Annotated in this window: 18 protein-coding genes; 14 read left to right on the forward strand and 4 right to left on the reverse strand. The window is 54.3% G+C overall.

Features of this window, described 5'->3' with window-relative positions; translation table 11 throughout:
- Positions 1 to 2: 2 nt before the first annotated feature.
- Genes NST26_RS11900 through NST26_RS11910 form a run of 3 tightly spaced genes read right to left on the reverse strand, consistent with a single transcriptional unit; the run spans position 3 to position 4365 of the window.
- A complete protein-coding gene (locus NST26_RS11900) occupies positions 3 to 965 on the reverse strand; it encodes a sugar ABC transporter substrate-binding protein (protein WP_340979201.1) in 963 nt (320 codons plus the stop codon).
- On the reverse strand, positions 962 to 2560 hold the full coding sequence (locus NST26_RS11905) for a response regulator transcription factor (protein WP_340979203.1): 1599 nt from the start codon (positions 2558 to 2560) through the stop codon (positions 962 to 964). Before NST26_RS11905 ends, NST26_RS11900 begins: the two co-directional genes overlap by 4 nt.
- A gap of 2 nt (positions 2561 to 2562) precedes the next feature.
- Positions 2563 to 4365, reverse strand: coding sequence for a cache domain-containing sensor histidine kinase (locus tag NST26_RS11910; protein ID WP_340979204.1), 1803 nt, complete (start codon positions 4363 to 4365; stop codon positions 2563 to 2565).
- A gap of 269 nt (positions 4366 to 4634) precedes the next feature.
- Here NST26_RS11910 and NST26_RS11915 point away from each other — a divergent pair, with 269 nt between their 5' ends.
- The 9 genes from NST26_RS11915 to NST26_RS11955 all read left to right on the forward strand — a co-directional run bounded on the left by NST26_RS11915 (position 4635) and on the right by NST26_RS11955 (position 16542).
- Entirely contained in the window at positions 4635 to 5675 is a 1041-nt protein-coding gene (locus NST26_RS11915; RefSeq protein WP_036729933.1) for an ABC transporter substrate-binding protein, read from the forward strand.
- 85 nt (positions 5676 to 5760) lie between these two features.
- Entirely contained in the window at positions 5761 to 7272 is a 1512-nt protein-coding gene (locus NST26_RS11920) for a sugar ABC transporter ATP-binding protein (RefSeq protein ID WP_340979207.1), read from the forward strand.
- A gap of 7 nt (positions 7273 to 7279) precedes the next feature.
- Entirely contained in the window at positions 7280 to 8320 is a 1041-nt protein-coding gene (locus NST26_RS11925) for an ABC transporter permease (protein ID WP_340979208.1), read from the forward strand.
- The gene (gene yjfF / locus NST26_RS11930) at positions 8310 to 9278 is read left to right on the forward strand and encodes a galactofuranose ABC transporter, permease protein YjfF (protein WP_036729927.1); all 969 of its coding nucleotides are present in this window, start codon (positions 8310 to 8312) and stop codon (positions 9276 to 9278) included. The genes NST26_RS11925 and yjfF overlap by 11 nt, the downstream gene beginning before the upstream one ends.
- A gap of 189 nt (positions 9279 to 9467) precedes the next feature.
- Entirely contained in the window at positions 9468 to 10529 is a 1062-nt protein-coding gene (locus tag NST26_RS11935) for an ABC transporter substrate-binding protein (RefSeq protein ID WP_339255666.1), read from the forward strand.
- A gap of 204 nt (positions 10530 to 10733) precedes the next feature.
- Complete coding sequence (locus NST26_RS11940) at positions 10734 to 12653, forward strand: carbohydrate-binding protein (RefSeq protein ID WP_076073792.1); 1920 nt, start codon at positions 10734 to 10736, stop codon at positions 12651 to 12653.
- Between the two features lie 29 nt (positions 12654 to 12682).
- The gene (locus NST26_RS11945; RefSeq protein ID WP_036729923.1) at positions 12683 to 14245 is read left to right on the forward strand and encodes a glycoside hydrolase family 43 protein; all 1563 of its coding nucleotides are present in this window, start codon (positions 12683 to 12685) and stop codon (positions 14243 to 14245) included.
- A gap of 44 nt (positions 14246 to 14289) precedes the next feature.
- The gene (locus NST26_RS11950; protein WP_340979209.1) at positions 14290 to 15378 is read left to right on the forward strand and encodes an endo-1,4-beta-xylanase; all 1089 of its coding nucleotides are present in this window, start codon (positions 14290 to 14292) and stop codon (positions 15376 to 15378) included.
- 525 nt (positions 15379 to 15903) lie between these two features.
- The gene (locus NST26_RS11955; RefSeq protein WP_340979210.1) at positions 15904 to 16542 is read left to right on the forward strand and encodes a hypothetical protein; all 639 of its coding nucleotides are present in this window, start codon (positions 15904 to 15906) and stop codon (positions 16540 to 16542) included.
- Between the two features lie 404 nt (positions 16543 to 16946).
- Here the strand turns inward: NST26_RS11955 and NST26_RS11960 are convergent, their stop codons facing one another.
- Complete coding sequence (locus tag NST26_RS11960; protein WP_340979211.1) at positions 16947 to 17753, reverse strand: helix-turn-helix domain-containing protein; 807 nt, start codon at positions 17751 to 17753, stop codon at positions 16947 to 16949.
- A gap of 344 nt (positions 17754 to 18097) precedes the next feature.
- Between NST26_RS11960 and NST26_RS11965 the strand changes: the two genes are divergently transcribed.
- The 5 genes from NST26_RS11965 (at position 18098) to NST26_RS11985 (ending at position 24173) form a co-directional block, all read left to right on the forward strand.
- Positions 18098 to 19081 (forward strand): ABC transporter permease, encoded by a 984-nt coding sequence (locus NST26_RS11965; RefSeq protein WP_340979213.1) that lies wholly within the window; start codon positions 18098 to 18100, stop codon positions 19079 to 19081.
- 17 nt (positions 19082 to 19098) lie between these two features.
- Complete coding sequence (locus NST26_RS11970) at positions 19099 to 19980, forward strand: carbohydrate ABC transporter permease (RefSeq protein ID WP_209992353.1); 882 nt, start codon at positions 19099 to 19101, stop codon at positions 19978 to 19980.
- A gap of 69 nt (positions 19981 to 20049) precedes the next feature.
- Entirely contained in the window at positions 20050 to 21627 is a 1578-nt protein-coding gene (locus NST26_RS11975) for an extracellular solute-binding protein (protein WP_235192010.1), read from the forward strand.
- Between the two features lie 96 nt (positions 21628 to 21723).
- Positions 21724 to 23469, forward strand: a complete 1746-nt coding sequence (locus tag NST26_RS11980) for a sensor histidine kinase (protein WP_209875717.1) — start codon at positions 21724 to 21726, stop codon at positions 23467 to 23469.
- Positions 23466 to 24173: a response regulator transcription factor gene (locus NST26_RS11985; RefSeq protein ID WP_036729911.1), complete on the forward strand. Its 708-nt coding sequence runs from the start codon at positions 23466 to 23468 to the stop codon at positions 24171 to 24173. The genes NST26_RS11980 and NST26_RS11985 overlap by 4 nt, the downstream gene beginning before the upstream one ends.
- The last annotated feature ends 36 nt before the right edge of the window (positions 24174 to 24209 follow it).

The following is a 24209-nucleotide window of genomic DNA, read 5'->3' on the forward strand; positions in this document are numbered from 1 at the left end:
GGCTACTCCCCAATAATCGCAATATCCGTGTTGATCCATTTGGCTGTGTCTACACTTTTGGCCTGTAGAAGCAGTGTGTTGATAATATCCTCGCCCCAGTTCTGCTCGTTCTGTGAGATTACGCGGGTAATCTGGCCGTTATCCAGCGCTTGCTGCAAGGCCGGGGTCAGGCCGAGGGCGAGGTTATAACGCTTCAGCCCCTTGGCCTTCCAGACCAGGACAGAGCTGGTGCTGGAGACGAAATCCAGATTCACCAGCGCGCTGAAATGGGGATGATCCGAGATCATCTGCTCCAGCTGCCCGGCAGCCCGCTCCTCACTGCCGTCGTTGTGACGGATCTCCAGTACATCAATGTCCGTATGCTGAGTCAGGTAAGTCTCAAGTCCCAGCAGTCGTTCCCGGGTGCTCTGCATCCGGGACATTCCGGACTCCACCAGAATCATTCCTTTGCCGCTTAGCAGACGTTCCACCGTCTGTCCCATCACTGCGCCGGTTGCCCGGTTATCCGCCCCGATATAGGCTGCTCTCCGGCTGGCAGGCGAATCCGATTCGAAGCAGACCACAGGAATTCCTTGGGTGGCCGCTTTGTTAATCATGGCAGTGAGCGCCTGCGAATCCACCGGAGCAATCGCAATGCCGTCTACCCCCCGCTTAATCATCATCTCCATGATGCGGATCTGCTGCTCCAGATTGGCTTCATCGGGAGCTTGCACCAGCAGCTCTACATTATGCTTCCGCGCTACCGCTTCCGCTTTTCCGGTGATCATCTCGTAAGTGGCATTCACCATAGGGTAGATAATGCCGAAGGTCAGCGGAGGTTCTTCACCTGCACTTAACGGAGAATCTCCCGTTGTCTTCTCAGAAATATCCGCTGCTCCGGCTGCCTTAAGACAGCCGCCAAGCAGGAAGCCTGCCGTCAGCAGCAGGAGAACCACGGACCATCCCCTAAGCCTGTTTACGCTCACGCATGTCCCGCCCCTCTGCGGATCGTGTGCAGCTGCTCCCCGGTATTTCCCTGCCTGCGGAATTCCATGGGCGTCATCCCCGTTACTTTTTTGAACAGATTGGAGAAATAATGCTGATCATTGTAGCCGACCAGATAGGCGATTTCAAAGGTTTTGTGCCCCGTGGATTTCAGCAGCTCCTTGGCCCGGTCCATACGTGTAGCCGTCAGGAATTCCGTGATGGTCTGCCCGGTCGCCTGACTGAAGGTCTTGCTCAGATGGCTGGGACTGACCCTGACCACCTTGGAGATGTCATTCAGGGAGAGCTGCTCCTTGTCGTATTGCTCACGGATATACTGCTTCACCCGGTCGATCAGCTCACGGTGCTTGTCTGCTCCTTCGGACCGCCATTCCCACAGCCGCTCGTACAGCTGCTTGAGATACTGAAGGCCGTCATCACTACTCGAGATTTGCTTCAGCTCTGTCTGCAATTCTTGGAGTATGCCGGCGTGGCCCGCGGCTGTGCGGAACCCGTTTTTCGCCGTCTGCACCAGCTCCAGGGTGATATCGTTCATCAGGTAACAGGCATATCCTGAGTTCCAGTTCATCTGCTCAAGCTCCTTGGACAGCTCCAGCAGGAAGCCGGACATCTGCCTGTGGTCGCCTGACTTCAGGAACTGGACCAGCCGGCTTCTGTCGAGCAGAACCCCATGGGCGCTAGGATCATAATACGCCTCAAGCATAGCGGCGGAATGCATTCTGGACATCTGCTTGAACATCCGGTCATTCTCAGCCTCCAGATAGGAGAGGTGAATGCCCTGAAGACGTTCGCAGACCTTGCCCCGGCTGACGGACAGCTCCAGCCCGCAGCCTTCCCTCAGCCGCTTCTTCGCAGCCGTGCACAGGTCATCCAGAGTATGGTTCATCCGGAGCGGATCACTGCCTTTATAGATCAGAACCATCTCCATGCGGCTGCGCTTGTAGATGAAGCTGTCGGCCGCCTCCTTGAGCAGGCCTGCTAACAGCGCCTCAGCATCCGGTGAAGCGGGGGGAAGCTCCGGGGACTCCTCCATATTGGGCGGATGCAGAGTAAATATAGCGGCGGCGTAGTAAGGAGCTGTTAACTGCAGCTCAAGCTGGGCCGCCGCTTCATAGGCGGCAGCGGTGCTGATCAGGCCTCCGCACAGATCGGCGAACAGATTCTCGGGGGTGTAGGCATATTTGTGCCTGATCCGTAATTCCTCATCAATCCGGGCGCTGACGCTGCGCAGAAGCTGCAGCAGGTCGGCTGCGCTGAACGGCTTCAGGCAGTAATCCTCGACCCCCAGGCGCAGCGCCTGCTGGGCATACTGGAAGTCATCATGGCCGCTGAGAATGATGATTTTGATCTGCGGGAATTTCTGGCGGACGACAGAGGTAAGCTCCAGGCCGTTCATGAACGGCATTTTGATATCGGTAATCAGAATGTCGGGCAGCTGCGCTTCAATAATAGGCAGCGCCAGCTCACCGTCGGGAGCGTCACCGCAATAGAGGAAGCCCTCCTTCTCCCAATCGATACATTCCCTGATATTCTCGCGGATCAGGATCTCATCATCCACCAGCATAATCTTCTTCATCACTAGACCCCCCTGTTCTTGGGTATGCGAACCGTAATCTGTGTGCCATAGCCTTCCGAGCTGTCCAGACGGATACCATATTCGGGCCCGAAATACAGCCGCAGCCGCTGATGCACATTCTGCAGGCCGAAGCCGCCCTGGCCGGTGTCCTCGGGTTCCTCCGACTGAATGGGATGCTCAACCGATTCCCTTAGCGCCTCCAGCCGCCCGGCGGGGATGCCGATGCCATTGTCCGAGACCGTAAGCATAATGGTGCCTCCGTCGGTGTACCCGCCAATGCGGATGAGTCCCATGCCCCGCTTATTCTTAATTCCGTGATACAGGGCGTTCTCAACCAGCGGCTGCAGGGTCATATTCAGAATCGGATACTCCTGCAGCTCCTCCGCCAGCTCCACCTTGAACTCCAGGATGTCGTGGTAGCGCATCTGCTGGATGATCAGATAGCTCTGCACATGGGCAAGCTCGGAGCGGATCTGTATCCAGTCGCGCCCGTTGTTGAGGCTAAGCCGGAAGAACGCGGATAACGCCTTCACCAGCCGGATCACGCCATCGTGATTCCCCGCTTCCGCCATCCAGACAATAGAATCCAGCGTGTTATATAGAAAATGAGGGTTAATCTGCGCCTGAAGCGTCCGCAGTTCTGCCTTTTGCAGCTGCTGCTGCTTACGGATGCTCTGGGCCAGCAGCTCTTTGATCTGCTCGACCATGATGTTGAAGCTCTGTCCGAGATCGGCGATCTCATCGGTACCGTCCGGTTTGACTTTGGCTTCCAGATAGCCACTTGCGGTCAGGCGCATCTTGTGCTGGAGCAGCTGGATGGGCCGGGTTAGCCGCCGGGTCAGCAGATAATGGAGCGTGATTGCAAAAATAATGCTTAAGCCCACGCTGATAATAATCAGCTGCCTGATCCGGTTCGCCTCGGCCACGATCTCCTGCAGCGGGGCTATGCCGATAATCGTCCAGCCTGTTGCAAGCGAGGAGGTATGGACGATGAACCGGGGCGGTCCGCCCGTCTGAAGCACGAAGCTGCCGCTTCTGCCCCGTTCCCCCGCAGGAATCAGGTTGTCCTGAATAACGGCAAGTTCTCCAGCCCTCACAGGAGGAACATAGAGGGGATTGTTCTGCTCGTCCAGCAGGTAGAAGAATCCGGTAGTGCCGATCGTCACCTTGTCGCAGAACTCTTTAATGAAGGAATCGCTCAGATCCACAATGATATAACCGATGACCTCATGCGTAATCCGCTGCTTGACCGCCGTCATAATCGAGATCACGCCCTCGTCCCCGTAGGTGAATCCGTCCACCCGGTCATAGCTGGTTATCAGCGGCGGGGGCACCCGGAGGATCAGCTCCGGATTCTGGGATAACGCCTGAAAATGCGGATTGCGCAGCGGGTTGCTGGCCGACTGGAAGATTCCCCGGCGCTCGCTGATGCCTTTGCCGTACAGATTAATCAGGCTGATGTTGAGCACATTCTCATACTTGTAGGTGTCCCGGTAGAGGGTGAAGGTCTGCAGAATGTTCTTGGCCTCCTGATAGGTCTCCGACTGTGAGAACAGAAAGTGGATGACCTGAGGATTATTGCTAAGCTCCAGCAGACGCTCGGTATCCTTGAACAGGTTGTCCATATTCGTTCCCAGCATTTCGGCCTGAAGCATGCTTGAAGCCTTGCTGTGACTGGAAATGGATTGGTAGGATTTCTGGTAGGAAATGAGGCCGACGGCAATCAGCGGTATGGTGGACAGCACTATGAACAAAGCCAGCAGTTTGGCTCTAAGACTGGAGGAGATCCAGCGTGTAATCCGCATTATCGGGAATTCCCTTTCACAAGTAGAGTAGATGCCGTTCCTAACTCTATTTTATAACAAATATTGGAATACCGAAACAAAAAAGAAAGCGCAAACAAAATATCCACCTTTTGAATAAAAAAGTACACCAAAATACCTATTCGGAGGGAATAAACCCAAAATTAGAAAGTAAACGCCAAAGGCTGCCCGTATAATGCTCTTCTGTAAGCGTTCTATAATGGGCACAACACCGGAACAAGGTGAACGTCAAGGGGGAGGAATAAGGAGATATGAAGAAGCTTGGAAAAGTGGGGGCTGTGCTGGCCCTGACCCTGTCCATGACCCTGTTAGGGGCATGCAGCAGCAATAACGGCGGGAACACGGCGGCGGATGCGGGTAAGACAGACAGTGCAGCAACGAAGGCGCCGGCGGCAAATGCCACCAAAGAGGCCAAGGACATCACGCTCGGCTTCTCACAGGTTGGGGCGGAGAGCGGCTGGCGCAGCGCGAATACGAAGTCCATTCAGGATTCAGCCAAGGAAGCAGGCTACACGCTGAAATTCTCGGATGCCCAGCAGAAGCAGGAGAATCAGATTAAGGCACTGCGTTCTTTTATCCAGCAAAAGGTCGATGTCATCTCCTTCTCTCCGGTAGTAGAATCCGGCTGGGATACGGTGCTGAAGGAGGCTAAGGCTGCGGGCATCCCGGTTGTTCTGACAGACCGTGCGGTAGATTCCAAGGATACCTCACTGTATGTTACCTTCCTGGGCTCCGATTTCGTGGAAGAAGGCCGCAAGGCAGGGAAGTGGCTGACCGAGCAGTATAAGGATGCCTCAGAGGACGTTAATATTGTGGAGCTTCAGGGAACTACAGGCTCTGCTCCGGCTAATGACCGGATGGCAGGCTTCGCCGAGACCATTAAAGATAACCCGCACCTCAAGGTCATTGCTTCACAGACCGGCGATTTCACCCGCGCCAAGGGCAAGGAAGTCATGCAGGCCTTTCTGAAGGCCAATAAGGATATCGATGTGCTGTATGCCCATAACGACGATATGGCGCTGGGGGCGATTCAAGCGATTGAAGCAGCAGGCCTGAAGCCGGGCCAGGATATCAAGATCATCTCTGTCGATGCCGTGAAGGACGGCATGCAGGCAGCCAGTGAAGGTAAAATCAACTTCATCGTTGAGTGCAACCCGCTGCTTGGACCTCAGCTGATGCAGGTAGTTAAAGATGTGGTCGACGGCAAGCCGGTAGAGGCCCGGATCGTGACCGAGGAGACCACCTTCACTTCCGAGCAGGCCAAGGAAGCTTTGCCTAGCCGCCAGTATTAATCAGTAAGTCGGGTAGAAAACTTGCTCCGGCGGTCCTTGAACCGCCGGAGCGGTTGTCTTTGGAGAAGAAGGAGTGGATATAGCTATGAGCACACAGCAGCCCATACTGCAAATGACCCGGATCCATAAACGGTTTCCGGGGGTGAAAGCTCTGACAGATGTGAGTCTGCGCCTGTTCCCCGGCGAGGTTCATGCCTTGATGGGGGAGAACGGCGCCGGCAAGTCCACCTTAATCAAGGTGTTGACCGGCGTCTATTCGATTGACGAGGGCCTTGTAGAGATGGAGGGCACAGCCATCTCCATGCGCAGCCCGCAGGAGTCGCAGGCTGCGGGCATCAGCACCGTGTATCAGGAGGTGAATCTGTGCCCCAACCTGACCGTGGCCGAGAATATCTTCATCGGCCGGGAGCCGCGGCGGTTCGGCTGCATCCAGTGGAAGCAGATGAACCTACGGGCAGCGGAGCTGCTCCGGGAACGGATGAATCTGCACATTGACGTCACCCTGCCTCTACAGAGCTACTCTGTAGCGGTTCAGCAATTGGTTGCCATTGCCAGAGCGCTGAATATCTCGGCGAAGGTGCTGATTCTCGATGAACCGACCTCAAGCCTGGATCAGAACGAAGTGGATCAGCTGTTCCGCATTATGAGGAAGCTTCAGCAAGAGGGGCTGTCGATCCTGTTTGTGACGCATTTTCTGGACCAGATGTATGAAATCTCCGACCGGGTCACCATTCTGCGCGGCGGCGAGCTGGTCGGTGAATACATGGCGAACGAGCTGAGCCGCCTGGATCTCGTACTCAAAATGATCGGCAAGGAGCTTCATCTGCTGGATGAGTTGCCAACGCTTGCGGCACAGGATAAGAACAGCCTGGGCGATGAGCTGCTGAGGGCGGAAGGGCTGGGCCGCCGGGGCGGAATCGAGCCGTTCGACCTGGAGATCCGCAAGGGAGAGGTCGTCGGACTGGCAGGGCTGCTGGGTTCCGGGCGGACGGAGGCGGCACGCCTGTTGTTCGGTGCCGACAAGCCGGACTTCGGGCAAGTGATCCTGCCGTCAACTGGCGGCGGGGTGCACTCCCCCCGGGAAGCCATAGGACGGCGGATCGCCTTCTGCTCGGAGAACCGCAAGACCGAGGGGATCATCGGCGATCTGACAGTAAGAGAGAACATTATTCTGGCGCTCCAGGCCAAGGACGGGATGTTCAAGACGATCCCGCGCAAGCGGCAGGAGGAGCTGGCCGGAGAATACATCCGTATGCTGAATATCAACCCTCCCAGCCCGGACCAGCTGATCAAGAACCTCAGCGGCGGCAATCAGCAGAAGGTGCTGCTGGCCCGCTGGCTGCTGACGGAGCCGGAGCTGTTCATCCTCGATGAGCCGACGCGGGGCATCGACATCGGAGCCAAGGCAGAGATTCAGAAGCTGGTGCTGACGCTCTCCCGGCAGGGGATGTCGTTCCTGTTCATCTCCTCGGAGCTGGAGGAGGTGCTGCGGGTCAGCGACCGGATCGCCATTTTGCGCGACCGCCGCAAGGTGAAGGAAATTTCAGAGAAGGACATGAGCCAGCAGCAGATTATGCAGGCGATTGCGGGAGGCTGAACCAATCATGAGCTCAATAATGAAGCATCACTTATTCTGGCCGCTGTGCGTTCTGGCTGCACTGCTGCTGTTCAACCTGTGTTATTCGCCGGATTTCTTCTCGATCACCGTCCATGACGGGCATTTATACGGCAGCTTGATCGACATACTGAACTTCGGTGCCCCGCTGATCCTCGTAGCTATCGGAATGACGCTGGTAGTCGCTACCAAGGGGATCGACCTGTCGGTCGGTTCCATAGTAGCCATCTCGGGCGCTATCGCATGCTTGAGTATCAGCAGGGGAGCGGATCAGAACAGTCTGGGGCTGATCCTGACCTCGGTGCTGCTCGCCGCAGGCTTGTCCCTAATGCTGGGGGCCTGGAACGGACTGCTGGTCTCCGGGGCCGGGATTCAGCCGATTATTGCCACGCTGATTCTGATGGTTGCGGGAAGAGGCATCGCCCAGCTCATTACCGGCGGACAGATTATTACGGTAACCAGTACCAAGTATGCGTACATCGGGTCCGGTTCACTGGCTGCGCTGCCTTTTTCTATTTTTGTCGTAGCTCTGGTTCTGGTGATCGCTCTGCTGCTTACCCGGCGGACGGCCCTCGGCCTGTTCATCGAATCGGTGGGCTGCAATCCGGCCGCCAGCAAGATGTCCGGCATCCGTGCCCACTTAGTCATCTTGTCTGTCTATGTGTTCTGCGGCTTATGCGCCGGTATCGCCGGCCTGCTGCTCAGCTCGAATGTCTCCAGCGCTGACGGCAATAATGCCGGTCTCTGGTATGAGCTGGACGCTATTCTCGCCGTGGTCATCGGCGGGACGTCGCTGAACGGCGGCCGCTTCTATCTTACCGGCACCGTGATCGGAGCGCTGATCATCCAGACGCTGACCACCACCATCTATATGATCGGTGTGCCGCCGGAGATTACGCTGGTTGTTAAAGCATGTGTCGTCCTGGCCGTCTGTCTGATCCAGTCGGATACCTTCCGCGCCGCGATTGCCGCCCGCTGGAAGTCGCGGCATTACCCCGCTGAGAAGGAGATGAGCCGTCATGTCTCTTAACCGCAAGTATATTCCGATCGTTGTCACCATTCTGCTGTTCATCGTCATGTTCACCGCCGGTTCCTTCCGGTACACCGGGTTCTTCTCCCTTCAGGTGCTGATGAATCTGCTGGTGGACAACGCTTTTCTGCTAATCACGGCGGTGGGCATGTCGTTCGTTATTCTGTCCGGCGGCATCGATCTGTCGGTCGGCTCGGTGATTGCGTTATCTACGATGGTCTCGGCAAGCCTGGTGCAGCAGCAGGGCTGGCCGCCCGCCGTGGTCATCCCGCTGGTACTCCTGATGGGGGCCGTATTCGGCACGGTCATGGGAGCGATTATTCATTATTTCTCCATCCAGCCGTTCATCGTCACACTGGCCGGAATGTTCCTGGCCCGGGGCTTATGCTATGTGATCAGCATCGATACCATTACTATTGATAATACCTTCTATACCGCCATGGCGCAGACGCGAATTCCGCTGCCGGGCGGCAGCTTCCTCTCCATCAGCGCTGTTATCGCTATACTTGTCGTAGCAGCCGCTATCTTCACGGCTCACTATACCCGGTTCGGGCGCAATGTGTATGCCCTTGGGGGCAGTGAGCAATCGGCACTGCTGATGGGGCTGCCTGTGGCGAGAACCAAGGTGCTGGTCTATACGCTTAGCGGGCTATGCTCGGCGCTGGCAGGCGTGGTGTTCACCTTTTACATGCTGTCGGGGTACGGGCTGCATGCCGTCGGCTTCGAGCTGGACACTATCGCGGCGGTCGTCATTGGCGGCACACTGCTGACCGGAGGTGTAGGATATGTGCTGGGCACCTTCTTCGGTGTACTGATTCAAGGCGTAATTCAGACGATTATCAGCTTCGAGGGCACACTCAGCTCCTGGTGGACGAAGATCGTCATCGGCCTGCTGCTGTTCATCTTCATCCTGCTGCAGCGGGTGCTAAGCTCCAGGCGGCTGACTTTAAAAGAATAAGCACTGCGCATGGAGAGACAAATTATACTTGTCTCTCCATTTTATTGAAATATAAGAATGTATATGTTTCACGCTATACATTATCCTTCTATTTCTCGCCGAAACGAATGCCGTCCTTTAAAAGGATGGCAAAGCCGTTTCCACTTGCTATATAATTGTAATCGCTATCATATGGAAGGGGGGATCTGCTTGCGAACGGTAAAAGAGTGCCTGGTGCTGCTGTTCTTCGTCCTAACACTGATGCTGACGGGCGGCTGCACGGGTGGCGGAAATAACGGCGGGCCGCAGTCGATTCCCATGTCCGAGCCTTCTCCTGCTGCCCTTACAGGCCTGCTGCCATCCGCAGCGGAGATTGCCGCTGACAACGAGCCTATCGTGCTGGGCTTCTCCCAGCTCGGGTCGGAGAGTACCTGGCGGGAAGCGAACACCGCCTCGATCCGCGAAGCCGCCGGGGAGGCGGGGATTACGCTGCTGCTGAAGAACGCCGAGCAGGATCAGCAGCAGCAGTTCGAGGCCATCCGCTCTTTTATCCGCAGCGGGGTCGATGTGATCGCCATTGCGCCTGTGGTGCAGACCGGCTGGGAGCCGATTCTGCTGGAGATTAAGCAGGCCGGAATTCCGGTGATTATCCTGGACCGTTCAGTGAATGTACCGGACAGCTCGCTCTATGTCACGTTCATCGGCTCTGACTTCTACGAAGAAGGGGTGAAGGCGGCCAAGTATGTGAGGGACAAGATGCGCCATCACAGCGAAGAGATCCGCATTGCCGAATTGCAGGGAACCGTAGGCTCAACGCCGTCCATCGACCGCGGGCGCGGGTTCCGTAAGCTGATCGCGGATCAGCCGAACCTGCGGATTACCCTGAGCGCCCCGGCGGATTTCACGCGCAGCGGTGGTCATGAGGTGATGAAGACCTTCCTGCAGCAGCCGAAGGAGCAGTGGCCCCGCGTACTCTATTCCCACAATGACGATATGGCGATCGGCGCGGTAGAGGCCATTAAGGAGGCAGGGCTTGTGCCGGGGGAGGATATAATCATTGTGTCGGTGGACGGGACGCGGCGGGCATTCGAGCAGATGGTGGCGGGAAGCATCAACGCGGTGGTCGAATGTAATCCGCTGCTCGGGCCTCTGCTCATGCAGGCCGTGAAGGAGATTATGGCCGGCCGGACCCTGCCGAAGCGGATGGTGACCCCGGAGGATATATACACCCAGGAGCTGGCTGTAATAGAGATCAACAACCGCAAATATTAAGACAAAAAAACCAAAAAATTTCAACTTTTCAAACAAAAATCTACATTGTTCATTGGGCAGAAGTATATTAAGATGATCTCGAATAACAAATATTAGTAGATTCATTCAAGTAATTCAATAGGAGGGGAGGATTGTGAGCTTCCGGCATAAGTAGCGCATCCGATTGAAAGGGTTTACAAAAAAATGTAATGGAGGAGAATGCCGATGTTCAAAAAGCTCTCGGTGCTTGCGATCACCTTTGTTCTGCTGCTGGGCTGTCTGCCTATGCTGTCTGCTCAGGCGGCAGGGAATGCCACAGCCAAACAGCCGGGAAATTCCAATCCGCTGATGGACCACAAGCTGGGTGCCGATCCCTTCGCATTGACGTACAACGGAAGAGTCTATATCTATATGTCGAGTGATGCCTATGTCTATAACAGCAACGGAACGGTAAAGGATAATGATTTCAGCGCACTGAACAAAATTAATGTCATCTCTTCGGCAGATATGGTGAACTGGACAGACCATGGCGCCATACCGGTAGCCGGAGCCAATAATGTTAACGGTTCTGCGGGTATTGCCAAATGGGCCTCGCTCTCCTGGGCGCCTTCAGCAGCCGTGAAGAAAATCAACGGACAGGACAAGTTCTTCCTGTACTTCGCCAACGGGGCGTCAGGCATCGGGGTACTGACAGCCAACTCTCCGATTGGCCCATGGTCCGATCCGTTGGGTAAAGCGCTGGTGACAGGCAGTACACCGGGAATGTCCGGGGTGACCTGGCTGTTTGACCCGGCGGTGCTGGTCGATGACGACGGCAGCGGCTACCTGTATGCAGGCGGGGGCATCCCCAACACTTCGGACCCGGCATCCATCGCGAGTCCCAAGACAGCCCGCGTGCTGAGACTGGGTGCGGATATGACCAGCATTGTTGGAAGCGCCTCCACTATTGATGCTCCCTATATGTTCGAGGATTCGGGCATCCACAAGTACGGCGGCAAATATTATTACTCGTATTGCTTCAACTTCTCCGGTACGCACCCGGCTGCCTATCCGGCAGGTGAAATCGGGTATATGGTCAGCAACAGTCCGATGGGACCTTTTACGTACACCGGACATTTCCTGAAGAATCCTTACACCTTCTTCGGGGTAGGCGGCAACAACCACCATGCGGTATTTAACTTCAACAACCAATGGTATGTTGTCTATCATGCTCAGACTGTGGCGAAGGCTGTCCTCGGTGACGGCAAAGGCTACCGTTCTCCGCATATCAACAAGCTGGTCCATAATTCGAACGGAACCATCCAGGAGGTTCAGGGAGACATGGCGGGCATCGCCCAGATTGCCAATCTCAATCCGTACACCCGGGTGGAAGCCGAGACGATCGGCTGGAATGCAGGCATTACAACGGAACGTACGCAGGCTGCGGGCGGTCCTGTCAGCAATATGAATGTGACCAATATTAACAATGGAGACTGGGTTGCTGTGGGCAATGCCGATTTCGGCTCCGGCGCTTCCAGCTTCAAGGCGAATGTAGCTTCCGCCACAGGCGGCGGTAAAATCGAAATCCGGCTCGACAGCGCAACCGGCCCGCTGGTCGGCACGCTGAATGTTCCTAATACAGGAGGAGCCCAGTCCTGGCAGGAGGTACAGACTACGGTCAGCAATGCGACAGGAGTGCACAGACTCTATCTGGTCTTTACCGGATCAGGCTCCGGCAATCTGTTCAACTTTGATTACTGGCAGTTCTCGACGGGCGGTGATGGCGGCACGACGCCTCCTCCGGTGAGCAAGGTGGAAGCGGAGGATATGACGCTCAGCGGGACCTATGCGGGCAAGATCACTTCCCCTTTCAGCGGAGTGGCGCTGTACGGGAATGATGACGCTGCTGCGTTCAATCAATATTATGCCTACGGCACGCATAACTTCTCGGTCCGGGGGGCTTCTAACAATTCCTCTACGGCGCGGGTGGATCTGCTGATCGGCGGTGTGAACGTTGGCTCCTTCAATTTTAGCGGCACAACCCCTTCTGTACAGACGTTGACCAATGTGGCCCACGCAACCGGCAATCAGGAGGTCAAGCTGGTCGTAACCACGGACAATGGAAGCTGGGACGCCTATGTGGATTATATTGAATGGAGCCAGTGACGAAGCAATGGGGCGGGAGGAATGGGATTATGGCTAAAAAGGCAGGGCTGTACCTGCTGGCAATTTCGCTCATGCTTGGCATCCTGTTCAATCCTTCTACGGCTGCGGCGGCGACCTTCACCAACCCGTTTATCTATGCCGATGCCCCGGACAATGATGTCATCAGGGTAGGCAATGTGTATTACATGACCAGTACCACCATGCATATGACCCCTGGAGTCCCTATCATGAAGTCCTATGATCTGGTGAACTGGGAAATCGTGAACTATGTCTACGATACGTATGCGAACGGGGATGCCCAGAACCTGAACAACGGACAGAATGAGTATGGCAAGGGTTCCTGGGCCAGCAGCATCCGGTACAATAACGGGATCTACTATGTGTCCTTCGGGTCCAACTCAACCGGCCGGACTTATATCTATCAGACCTCGAATATTGAAAATGGCCCCTGGACCTCATCGGTCCTGAACAGCTATTATCACGATGCGTCGCTGCTGTTCGACAATGGCCGGGTCTTCCTGGTGTACGGAGTTGATAATATCAGCCTGATTGAGCTGACGGCAGATGCCAAGGCGATTAAGTCTGGCGGAATCAGTCAGGTCATCATCCCGAATTCCAGCAATATTGCCGGTTCGAGCTTCATCGTGAAGGCCGAAGGCGCGCATATCCAGAAGATCAACGGCTATTATTATGTGTTCCTGATCTGCTGGCCTTCGGGAAGCGGACGCACCCAATTGACCTACCGCTCCACCAGCTTAACTGGAGGCTATACGGGGCAGGTGTCACTTAACGACTCGGGCATTGCCCAGGGCGGAATCGTGGACACGCCATCCGGCTCCTGGTACGCGATGCTCTTCAGAGACAGCGGGGCGGTCGGGCGGATGCCGTATCTGGTGCCGGTAACCTGGTCAGGGAACTGGCCGGTTTTCGGAAGCGGGGGCAAGGCGCCGCGGACCCTGAACCTGCCTGCCGAAGGGTATCCGGTGAAGAAGGTGTACGCGTCAGACGAGTTCACAGCCCCATCTTCAGGCTCAGGGCTGGCTAAGGTCTGGCAGTGGAACCACAATCCTGATAACTCGAAGTGGTCGCTGACTCAGCGCCAAGGCTTCATGCGGCTGACGACCGGCAAGGTAAGCACAAGTCTGCTGGATGCCCGGAACACGCTGACCCAGCGGACGTTCGGACCGAAGAGCACAGGCGTCACGGCTCTGGAGACGGGCGGAATGAAGGACGGGGACGTTGCCGGACTGGCAGCTTTTCAGGCTAAATACGGGTTCGTCGGTGTGAAAATGTCCGGCAATTCCAAATCCATTGTGATGGTCAATGCCAGCTCCGGGTCTATGACTCAAGTGGCGGGTGTGCCGCTCAGCCAGAACAGAGTCTATCTGAAGGTGCTCTGCGATTTCACTAATCAGACGGATAAGGCGTACTTCTCCTATAGTCTGGACGGCAACAACTGGACATCCATAGGGAATACGCTGCAGATGTCTTATACGCTGCCTCACTTTATGGGCTACCGGTTTGCGTTATTCAATTATGCGACGAAGTCAGCGGGCGGCTATGCGGATTTTGATTATCTGCGTCTGGAATAGCTTGTTTGAATTTGAACCCAATTAGAAAAAGGAGATGTATTCAATTGAAGAATAGAATCAAGAAGGTTGTGGGCGGGCTCGCCTTAGCGAGTGTCCTGCTCACCTCTGTGATGGCAGGCAATGCCAGTGCAGCCATTACCAACGGATCGAAGTTCCTGGGGAATATTATTGCCGGCAGTGCTCCCAGCAACTTCACTACCTATTGGAATCAGGTCACCCCTGAGAACGGCACCAAATGGGGAGCGATTGAAGGCAACCGCAACCAGATGAACTGGGGCAATGCGGACATGATCTATAACTATGCGATTAGCAAAAATATCCCGTTCAAGTTCCATACCCTGGTCTGGGGAAGCCAGGAGCCTAACTGGGTTGCCGGCTTACCGGCAGCGGAGCAGAAGGCGGAGATCAGCTCGTTTATTACTCAGGCAGGCCAGCGTTATTCGGCCAAGTCAGCCTTCGTGGATGTTGTCAATGAACCACTGCATGCCAAGCCTTCATACCGCAATGCCATCGGCGGTGATGGAAGCACCGGCTGGGATTGGGTCATCTGGTCCTTCCAGCAAGCCCGGGCGGCGTTCCCGAATTCCAAGCTGCTCATCAATGAATATGGCATTATCGGTGACCCCAGCGCGGCCGACAAGTACGTGAACATTATCAATATCCTGAAATCCAGAGGACTGATCGATGGTATTGGTATTCAGTGCCACTACTTCAATATGGATAACGTAAGTGTGAGCACCATGAATACTGTACTGGGTAAGCTAGCTGCAACAGGCCTGCCAATCTATGTCTCCGAGCTGGATATTACCGGTGATGACAACACCCAGCTTGCCAGATACCAACAGAAATTCCCTGTGCTCTGGAACCATCCTTCCGTTAAGGGCGTAACCCTGTGGGGCTACATCCAGAATCAGACCTGGGCAGCCAATACCCATCTGGTGAATTCCAACGGTACAGAGCGCCCTGCCCTGAAATGGCTGAAGCAATACCTGGGCGGATCGTCGGCCCTGATGGAAACCACCGACACCCAGGACCTCACTATCACTGACAGTGTGATCCAGCCGGACAGTGTGGTTGAGCCAAACCTGCAACTGGATCCCCAGCCTGTGCTGGAACCCGTTCCGGCCGAGTAAGCTGAGGCAGGCACGCGGTATGTACTAAAAGCATTACTTAAGGGCTGCTCCCGTGGCGCACTGCGCGCCGGGAGCAGCCCTTTTTTTGGTGGGATGGGCAGTGCGGAGGTGCGTGGACCAAATGTAGTCGAAAAACCGAACACAATGGTTAGTGTGGAGGTGGGCGAGCCAAATGTAGGCGAAAAACCGAACACATTGGGCAGTGCGGAGGTGGGCGGGCCAAATGTAGTCGAAAAACCGAACACAATGGTTAGTGCGGAGGCGCGTGGGCCGAATGTAGGCTAAAAACCGAATACAATGTGCGTTTGCAGATGGACCGTAAGGCTCCTTGTGATCTTTATCTTGCGTTCGCTGACCAAAAGTGGCACACTAGTGCTAGATATGTCAAACGTGGCAAAGAATGCCCCGCTCCCTTCTCTTGTAGAAGGAGGCGGGGTTTTGTGCGTTTAGAGATTAATCTCATTGCAGAGCGGGGGAATTAAAGTGGGCTTTACAGAAGAACATGACTAATGGTTAAGCAAGCATTTGAAACGAAGAAAGGGGGAGCGGCTCGATGCACTCAAGCGGGGGCATAGCTACGGTAACCGCTTATTCGTTGAATGTGTGTGGTGGCCACTTACCGGACATTTTCACGGACTCCATCCGGAATATGAAGTTAAGGACTGGCGCGGGAGATCCTATTTTATTGATTTACTGTGGAAGGTTGGTTCCTCGCGTATTGCATTTGAGATTATGGATTATGGTTCGCATGGTACGGACCGGAGTAAATACCGGATGGACTTGAATCGCGGTCTCTTCCTGCAATCACAGGACTATATGGTGCTCTATATCTCACTGGATGAGTTGAAAGAAAATCCCTCTTTTGTCCTCTCCACACTGCGGAACGTTCTGTCTCCTTATTTGTTGGCAGGAACTGCTAATAGAAGCACAGAGAAATCCTATTCCAGAATTGAACGAGAATTGATGAGGTTAGCTATCCGTAACTATCGTGTCCTTCGTCCCATTGATGCAGCGAGAGAGCTTGAGTTACATTACACGACAATTATCAAGTACAGCCGTATGCTGGTGGATAAGGGGAAATTCCGTCCTGTAGCTAGAGGGACATCACCACGAGTTACATACTACGAGTACATAGGTACCATTCAAAGCCCGGATCTGGTCTGATAAACAGTGTCACCTGCATGTAATCGGAAAACCGATTACAATCGGCCGGGCGGGTGGCGTAGCCGGAAATGTAATCGGAAAACCGATTACAATCGGCCGGGCGGGTGGCGTAGATGGAAATGTAATCGGAAAACCGATAACAATCAGCTTGATGGGTGGCGTAGATGGAAATGTAATCGGAAAACCGATTACAATCAGCCGGGCGGGTGGTGTAGCCGGAAATGTAATCGGAAAACCGATTACAATCGGCCGGGCGGGTGGTGTAGCCGGAAATGTAATCGGAAAACCGATTACAATCGGCCGGATGGGTGGTGTATCCGGAAATGTAATCGGAAAACCGATTACAATCGGCCGGATGGGTGGCGTAGCCGGAAATGTAATCGGAAAACCGATTACAATGGCCCCTATCCGCTACCCCCATCCCCACCCGCCGAAGGAAGGGACAGCGTCCCCTCCCTATACACCTTTCTGTACTGTGACGGCGTGTACGAAGTAACCTTCTTAAATATCTTCGAGAAGTACAGCGGGTCGTGGTAGCCGACTGAGTAAGACAACGACTTCACCGACAACCGCGACTCCGCCAGCAGCTCGGAGGCCCGCCGGATACGCACGGTGGTCAGGTAGCCGGAGATAGAGGTGCCCGTCTCTTTTTTGAACAGCCGAAACAGGTAACTGCGCTCAATCGACACATATTCCACCACATCCAGCACCGACAAGGAAGACTTCCAATAGTTACTCTCAATATAGGCCTTCGCTGACCCTACATAGTCCTTCTTGAGACTGGCCTGCTCACTCGGATAATACTCCATGTAATACGACAGCAGCAGATGAAGCGCCGCATCCGAGCGCTCCCGTGCATACGGCTCCTGTTGATACCCCTTGACCTGATCGAACATAGCCCTGAAATCCTGCGGGGCAGCCGTTACAACGGGCTGGTCCGGTGAGATATGAATCATGGCAAGTAAGCGCAGAGCCTCCGCCCCGCTGAACTCAATCCAGCAATACGCCCATGGGTCCTGCGGATCAGGATAATAATACACCTCCGTCTGCGGAAAAATCATAAAGCTCTCACCCGTCTCCACAGGGTGTACCGCCTGGCCGGTCTTCAAGTAACCTCTGCCGCTCACGATATAATGCAACGCATATACATCACGGACGCCGGGTCCCCATCTGTGCAGATTGGGGGGCTTGTACCCGTTCCCTTTTACCATTGGACCCTCATTGAGTCCATATTGCCTAGAGTTCATAATCAGCACCTATATCCTTCATCTTAGAGCTTCTGCTATAAGAAGCACTAATGAAATTAACGTAAAGCAAAAAGAAGCGTAGGGGAAATTTGGAACTGGAGTAGCGGTAGCGGCCGGAAGTCCAAATGTTCACCGCAGTGACGACCAAGCTTCAAGTTCAAATCTTAAGTCTGTCTTCTATACTATAAGACGAATACAACAAATAAACAAAGGAAGCGTATTCAAAAATGACAACGCTTTCTTAAGAATGTTGGCTTACGCCGTCCCCGGGCTTGCAGGTAAACTAAAGGTACGAGGGAGGAGCGCATATGGAATTGGAAACACAGCCAAGAAGTCTCGGAACCGGCGGCGGCCGGCGGTCGATATTATGGAAGCGGTTTAAAAAACAGAAAGTACTGCATTTGTTCGTCGGGCTAGGCATGATCTATCTGCTGATCTTCGCGTATACTCCGATGTTCGGCATACTGATGGCGTTCAAGGATTACAGCATCTCCAGCGGCATCAAAGGAATCTTTACCAGCGATTGGGTCGGGCTGAGGTATTTCGATGAATTCGTCCATGACTATCAATTCGGCAAGCTGGTCCGCAACACGCTGGTCCTTAGTCTGCTGAAGGTCATCTTCGCCTTCCCGGCGCCGATCCTGCTGGCGATCATGCTGAACGAAGTGAAGCACATGGCCTTCAAGCGGTTTGTGCAGACAATCAGCTATCTGCCGCATTTTATCTCCTGGGTGGTCGTGGTTGGCGTATCCTATGCCTTCCTGTCCGCCGATGTCGGTGTGGTCAATAAGGCGCTGATGGCGATGGGCTTCACGGATGAGCCGCTGGCCTTCCTGACCAGTCCGAATTACTTTTGGGGGCTGGCGGTAGGGAGTGCGGTGTGGAAGGAGATGGGCTGGTGGACGATTATTTTTCTGGCGGCGATATCGGGGATCAGTCCTTCCCAGTATGAGGCTGCTGAGATTGACGGTGCCGGAAGGCTGGCGCGAATCCGTTATATCACCCTGCCGGGGATGAAGGGAACCATCGTTGTTGTGCTGGTGCTGACCATCGGGAGTATTCTCGGCGGCGGACTGGTCGGCTCCAACTTTGAGCAGGCCTACCTGTTAGGCAACAGCATCAATAATCCAACCTCTGAGATTGTCCAGACCTACGCATTCAGGGTGGGGTTAAGCGACGGGAGGTTCTCCTATGCAGCGGCGATAGATTTAATTCAATCGGTGATTTCGGTAACGCTGATATTCTCCAGTAACTATATCGCCAAGCGGGTGTCAGGCTCCAGTCTGTTTTAGAGAGAGGAGGGAAGGCTATGCTGAAGAGTCAGCGGCAGAAGGATTTTGTTTTTGACAGCGTGATCTATGTGGTATTGTTCATTATTATGCTTACGATGCTGTATCCGTTCTATTATGTGTTAATTGCCTCTTTCAATAAAGGCTCGGACTCGCTGCTGGGCGGTGTGTATCTGTGGCCCCGGAACTTCACTTTGGAGAATTACCGGGTGTTCATGGATGATCCCAAGTGGGTGAAGGCGTTCCTGATCTCCGTACTGCGGACAGTGTCCGGCACCTTGCTCGGACTGCTGCTCACCAGCATCGTCGCTTACGGTCTATCCCATAGAGATCTGTTATTCAGCAAGGTCTATTTCACAGTGATCGTATTCGCCATGTACTTCTCCGGCGGATTGATCCCTTATTATGTAGTCCTGCGTTCACTAGGCTTGTTAAATTCCTTTGCGGTGTACATTATCCCTTCCATGCTCAGCACGTTCTTCCTGCTCATTGCGATCTCGTTCTTCCGTGAAATTCCCGCTGAGCTAAAAGAATCTGCGCACATAGACGGGGCCGGTGAGCTTACGATATTCTTCCGCATCATCCTGCCGGTCTCAACGCCGGTGCTGGCTACTATGGCCTTGTTCATGGGGGTCGGGCAATGGAATTCCTGGCTGGATTCGGCTTATTTCGTCCAGTCCGAGGAGCTGCGTACGCTGGCCTTCCGCATGATGGAGGTCATCAACAAGAGCAACTCTCCGATGGATTCGCTGGCGGTAGCCAACAGTGCCTCGGCGGGTGTGACCAGCTTCTCCTTACAGGTCACTTCAATGGTGGTGTCCATCGTTCCCATTATCTGTGTGTACCCGTTCCTGCAGAAGTATTTCGTTCATGGCATCATGCTAGGCTCAGTAAAAGGCTAGGCCAGTGCTTCAGTGTTCAAATGTTCCATTGCTCATACAACTCATTAATTCAATCATGGAGGGATTAGCTTGAACAAAAGCAGAAGCTTCAAGATCGTTGCAGCCGCACTCTCAATGGCCGTCGTATTATCCGCCTGCGGCGGTAACGGGGGAAATACCGGTCAGCCCGCCCCGTCCGGCAGCCCGGACGCCGCAGCAGGCGGGAATGCGCCGGCCAAGCCCGGACAGGTGAAGGAGTTAAGCCTCTTCATCGATGCGTCGTGGTACCCGGTTACGGAATGGAAGGGCCCGGTTGCCGACATGATTACCGAGAAGACAGGAGTGAAGCTGAAGGTTACGGTCGCTACCGATGATAAGCAGCTTCCGCTGATGATTGCCTCCGGTGACCTGCCGGACCTGGTGTTCACCTCTTCCAACATAGACCGGTTATCCGACTCGAAGCTGTCATATTCCTGGAATGAGCTGATTGAGAAATATGCGCCAGATTTCAAGATTGACAAGACCCGGATTGCCATTCATACCATGGATGACGGCAAGTTCTATACCGTGCGGAACTCCTTTGCGACCCAGGAGGAGATGAAGAATAGTAAATATTCATTAGGCAGCGACGGCAACCCGGGCATCGCGGTCCGGGAGGATATTCTGAAGGAGCTGGGGAATCCGCCGATCAAGACCCTCGATGATTTCGTCAAGGTGCTGGGCATGGTCAAGGAGAAATATCCCGAGATGGTCCCGCTGATCATGGACAAGGACTGGATCGAACAGTATTTTCTGGCCCAGTTCGGTACGGAGACCCTGCTCGACGGCTGGTATGAACAGGACGGCAAGGTGGAATATGCGATCAGACAGCCCAAGATGCTGGACTTCTTCAAGTTCATGAATAGCCTGTACCGCAATGGCTATATCCTGGCTGAGAATTTCGCACTGGCCAATGACCAGATTGATGATCAATATGCTACGGGCGGCAAAGCCTTCGCCCATAGCCATACGGTATCCACGGCAGATACCGATAACATCAAGATCAAGAGCAATCAGGGGAACTTCTCCTTTAAGATGCTGCCAAGCGTATTGTCGAAGGATGCCAAGGTAGTCAGCTCAGGACTCGGCTTCTCCGGAACCTTCATCACCAAGAAGAATAAGGACCCGGAGGCCTCCATCAAATTCCTTCAGTATCTGGCGAGCGATGAAGGCAAGAAGCTGACGATGTTCGGAGTCGAAGGGGTACACTGGACCTGGAATGAAGAGGGCCACCCCGACTTCAAATATAATCCGTCCGATGCTGATTTCGTGAACAGCAACGGGATTAAATGGTGGTATCTCTATAACGATGGGGTTACCGAAGGTATGCTGTCCTATGTTCCTGAGCTGCAGAAGACCCAGGCGCTGATGGAACTGAAGGCGGTCCGTATCTACAAGCCGGAGCTCGGCTTGATCCAGACCCAGCCGGATTCACAGGAGAAGACCATTAAGACCAAGATCGATGAGATGGTCAAGAATGAGAAGGTCAAAATCTATCTGGCTGAATCGGAGGAAGCCGCAGTAGCAGCCTATGAGAATATGCTGAAGAACGCAGAGAACATCGGCCTGCAGAAGCTGACCGACTGGGCGAATGCGACCTATCAGAAGAAGAAAGAACTGTTCAAGTAAGCGAATTCCTGCCGGTAGAGACCTGTCTCTACCGGGTTTTACATGTTCATGGTAGGATTAGAGAACACAAGTCGGGCACCGGAGGGACAGACTGCCGTGAGCATCGTACGCAAGATGATAGTAGGATATATCTTTCTGATTTTTATTCCTGTAGTTACGTTTGGCTACTATTATTATAGTAAGATCTATGACAGTGTAAGCAGCCAGTTTGTGGAGAGCCGTCAAAAGATACTAGAGCAGGCCTATGCCAATATGAAGGCGGATCTGGCCCGGATTGATTCCACCCAGCGTATGCTGCAGTACAACCCGTATGTCACCGACTATCTGGACGGCAGCTATGAGACGGACTCAGAGAGCATATATGCCTATAACCGTTATATCAATCCGGTGATTCTGCAATCGCTTAATATCAGTCCTGAGATCGACACGTTCAGAATCTATATAACCAAGCAGGGCGTGCTGCCCATTACTGACCGGCTGCTCGAACTATCGGCGCTGGATGAACAGGGTGCCGAGGCTACCCGTATGCTGCGGCCGGGACAGGGCAAGTGGATCATTCCCGATCCTGAGGTGGAAGCGCCCCCGCTGGTATTCTACCAGAAAATATATAACAATGACTTTACCGAGATTGTGGGATTGCTGGAGCTGCGGGTCGGCAGTGAGCTGATCCGCAAATTCTACCGGGCGACAGGCGGAGGGGATTGGACCGCGCTGCTTCTGCCGGCAGAGGGCGGGCCGCTGGAGCGGGAAGGTATCCCCGCAGCGGTGGACGATGCCACCTGGAGAAGACTGACTTCGGGAGAAGCGCAGACCTATTTTATCAACCGGGAGGTCATTGTTAATCAGCTATATATGAAGGAACTGGGCGTACGTGTCGCCGTCATCGGCAAGGTATCCGAGGTGTTCCGCTCGATCAGGAGCCAGGAGCTGGTGATGATTACGACATTCGCGGTGCTGCTTGCGTTATTGTCGTTCGCCTATTACACACTCGCATCAACGATTACGAAGCGCGTACTCCGGCTCGCCAGACATATGCGCAACTTGAATGATGATAATCTGAAGCAGTCCATCAGCAAGGAAGATAAGCCGGGCCGCAGAGATGAGATCAGCTTCCTGACTGAGACCTATAATTCGATGCTCCTGCGTATGGATGAGCTGATCAACAATGTTCACCGGGCCGAGCTGCGCAATAAGGAAGCCGCTTACAAGGTGCTCCAGGCCCAGATCAAGCCGCATTTTCTCTATAATACGCTGGAGACCATCCGCATGCTGGCTGAATCGAACAACGACAAGGAAGTGGCGGAGATCTCTTACTGGTTCGGTAAGCTGATGCGCTACAGCCTGTCCGCCCAGGACGATCATACCGTTCTCTCCCAGGAGCTTGAGACCGTGGTCTTCTACCTCAATATTCACAAAATGCGGCTGCAAAAAAGACTTACCTATGAGGTCGATATCGCTGTGGCTGCGAAGACCCTGATCTGTCCAAGATTCATCCTCCAGCCGCTGGTTGAGAATAGTATTATTCACGGAGCTGCTGTGACGCTGCGGCCGGTCCATATCCTGATTCAAGCGCAGGAGACGGCAGAGGAGATCCGAATCAGCGTATCCGACAGCGGCATTGGCATTCCTGAGAACCAGGTGCGGCTTATTCAAGCTCGGTTATCCCGCGGGGAAGAGGTGAAGACTCAGGAAGAGGCGGAGGGAGGCGTGGGCCTGTATAATGTCAGCGAGCGAATTAAATCATTTTATGGCGGGACCTCACGGCTGGTTCTTGAGAGTGAGGAGGGCAAGGGGACCTGCCTGACCATCATCCTATCGAAAGGGGCGGCAGAGCAAGCATGAGAATTCTGATCGTAGACGATGAGCCGATTATCCTTGGAGGGCTGGTGAAGGTGATTGGCGGAGCCGCGCCGGTCGGGGCTGAGATCCGCGAGGCCGGTGACGCCTTCGAGGCGCTTCAGATTATGAAGGAATACATGCCGGATGTGACGGTAACCGATCTGCATATGCCGGAGAAAAACGGGTTCGAGATGATGGAGGAGGCGAAGGAGAACGGTTTATGTGAGCGCTTCATTATTCTTACCGGACATGATGACTTCGAATATGCCCGCCGGGCGCTCCGCTACGGGGTAGTGGACTACCTGCTGAAGCCGGTGGATAAGGAGGAGGTAGCCCGGCTGCTGAGTCAGGTGAACCGGAATCTTCCCTCCCTGGACAGTACGGACTGTCCGCCTCATGCCAAGCGGATTCTTGCCTATACCCGGCTGAATTATATGAATGACCTGTCCCTGGATCATCTGGCCGAGCTGATGAACCTTCATCCGAATTACATCAGCAGCCTGTTCAAGAAGGTCACGGGTGATACCTTTGTCAATTACCTGAATACCACCCGGATCAAGGAAGCGCAGAAGCTGCTAAGCCTCCACCGGGATCTGCCGATAGTCGAGATCGGACGCCGGGTCGGCTATGAGAACAAGCATTACTTCAACAAGGTGTTCAAAAAATATACCGGCAGCACCCCGGGCGCTTACCGGGAAGACCACTGAAGCTTGCGCTCGGCCGGGAGGCCGGGAGCAAGGATG

Origin of the sequence: Paenibacillus sp. FSL R7-0128 (genome assembly GCF_038002245.1) — a bacterium.
GTDB lineage: Bacteria > Bacillota > Bacilli > Paenibacillales > Paenibacillaceae > Paenibacillus_AQ > Paenibacillus_AQ silagei.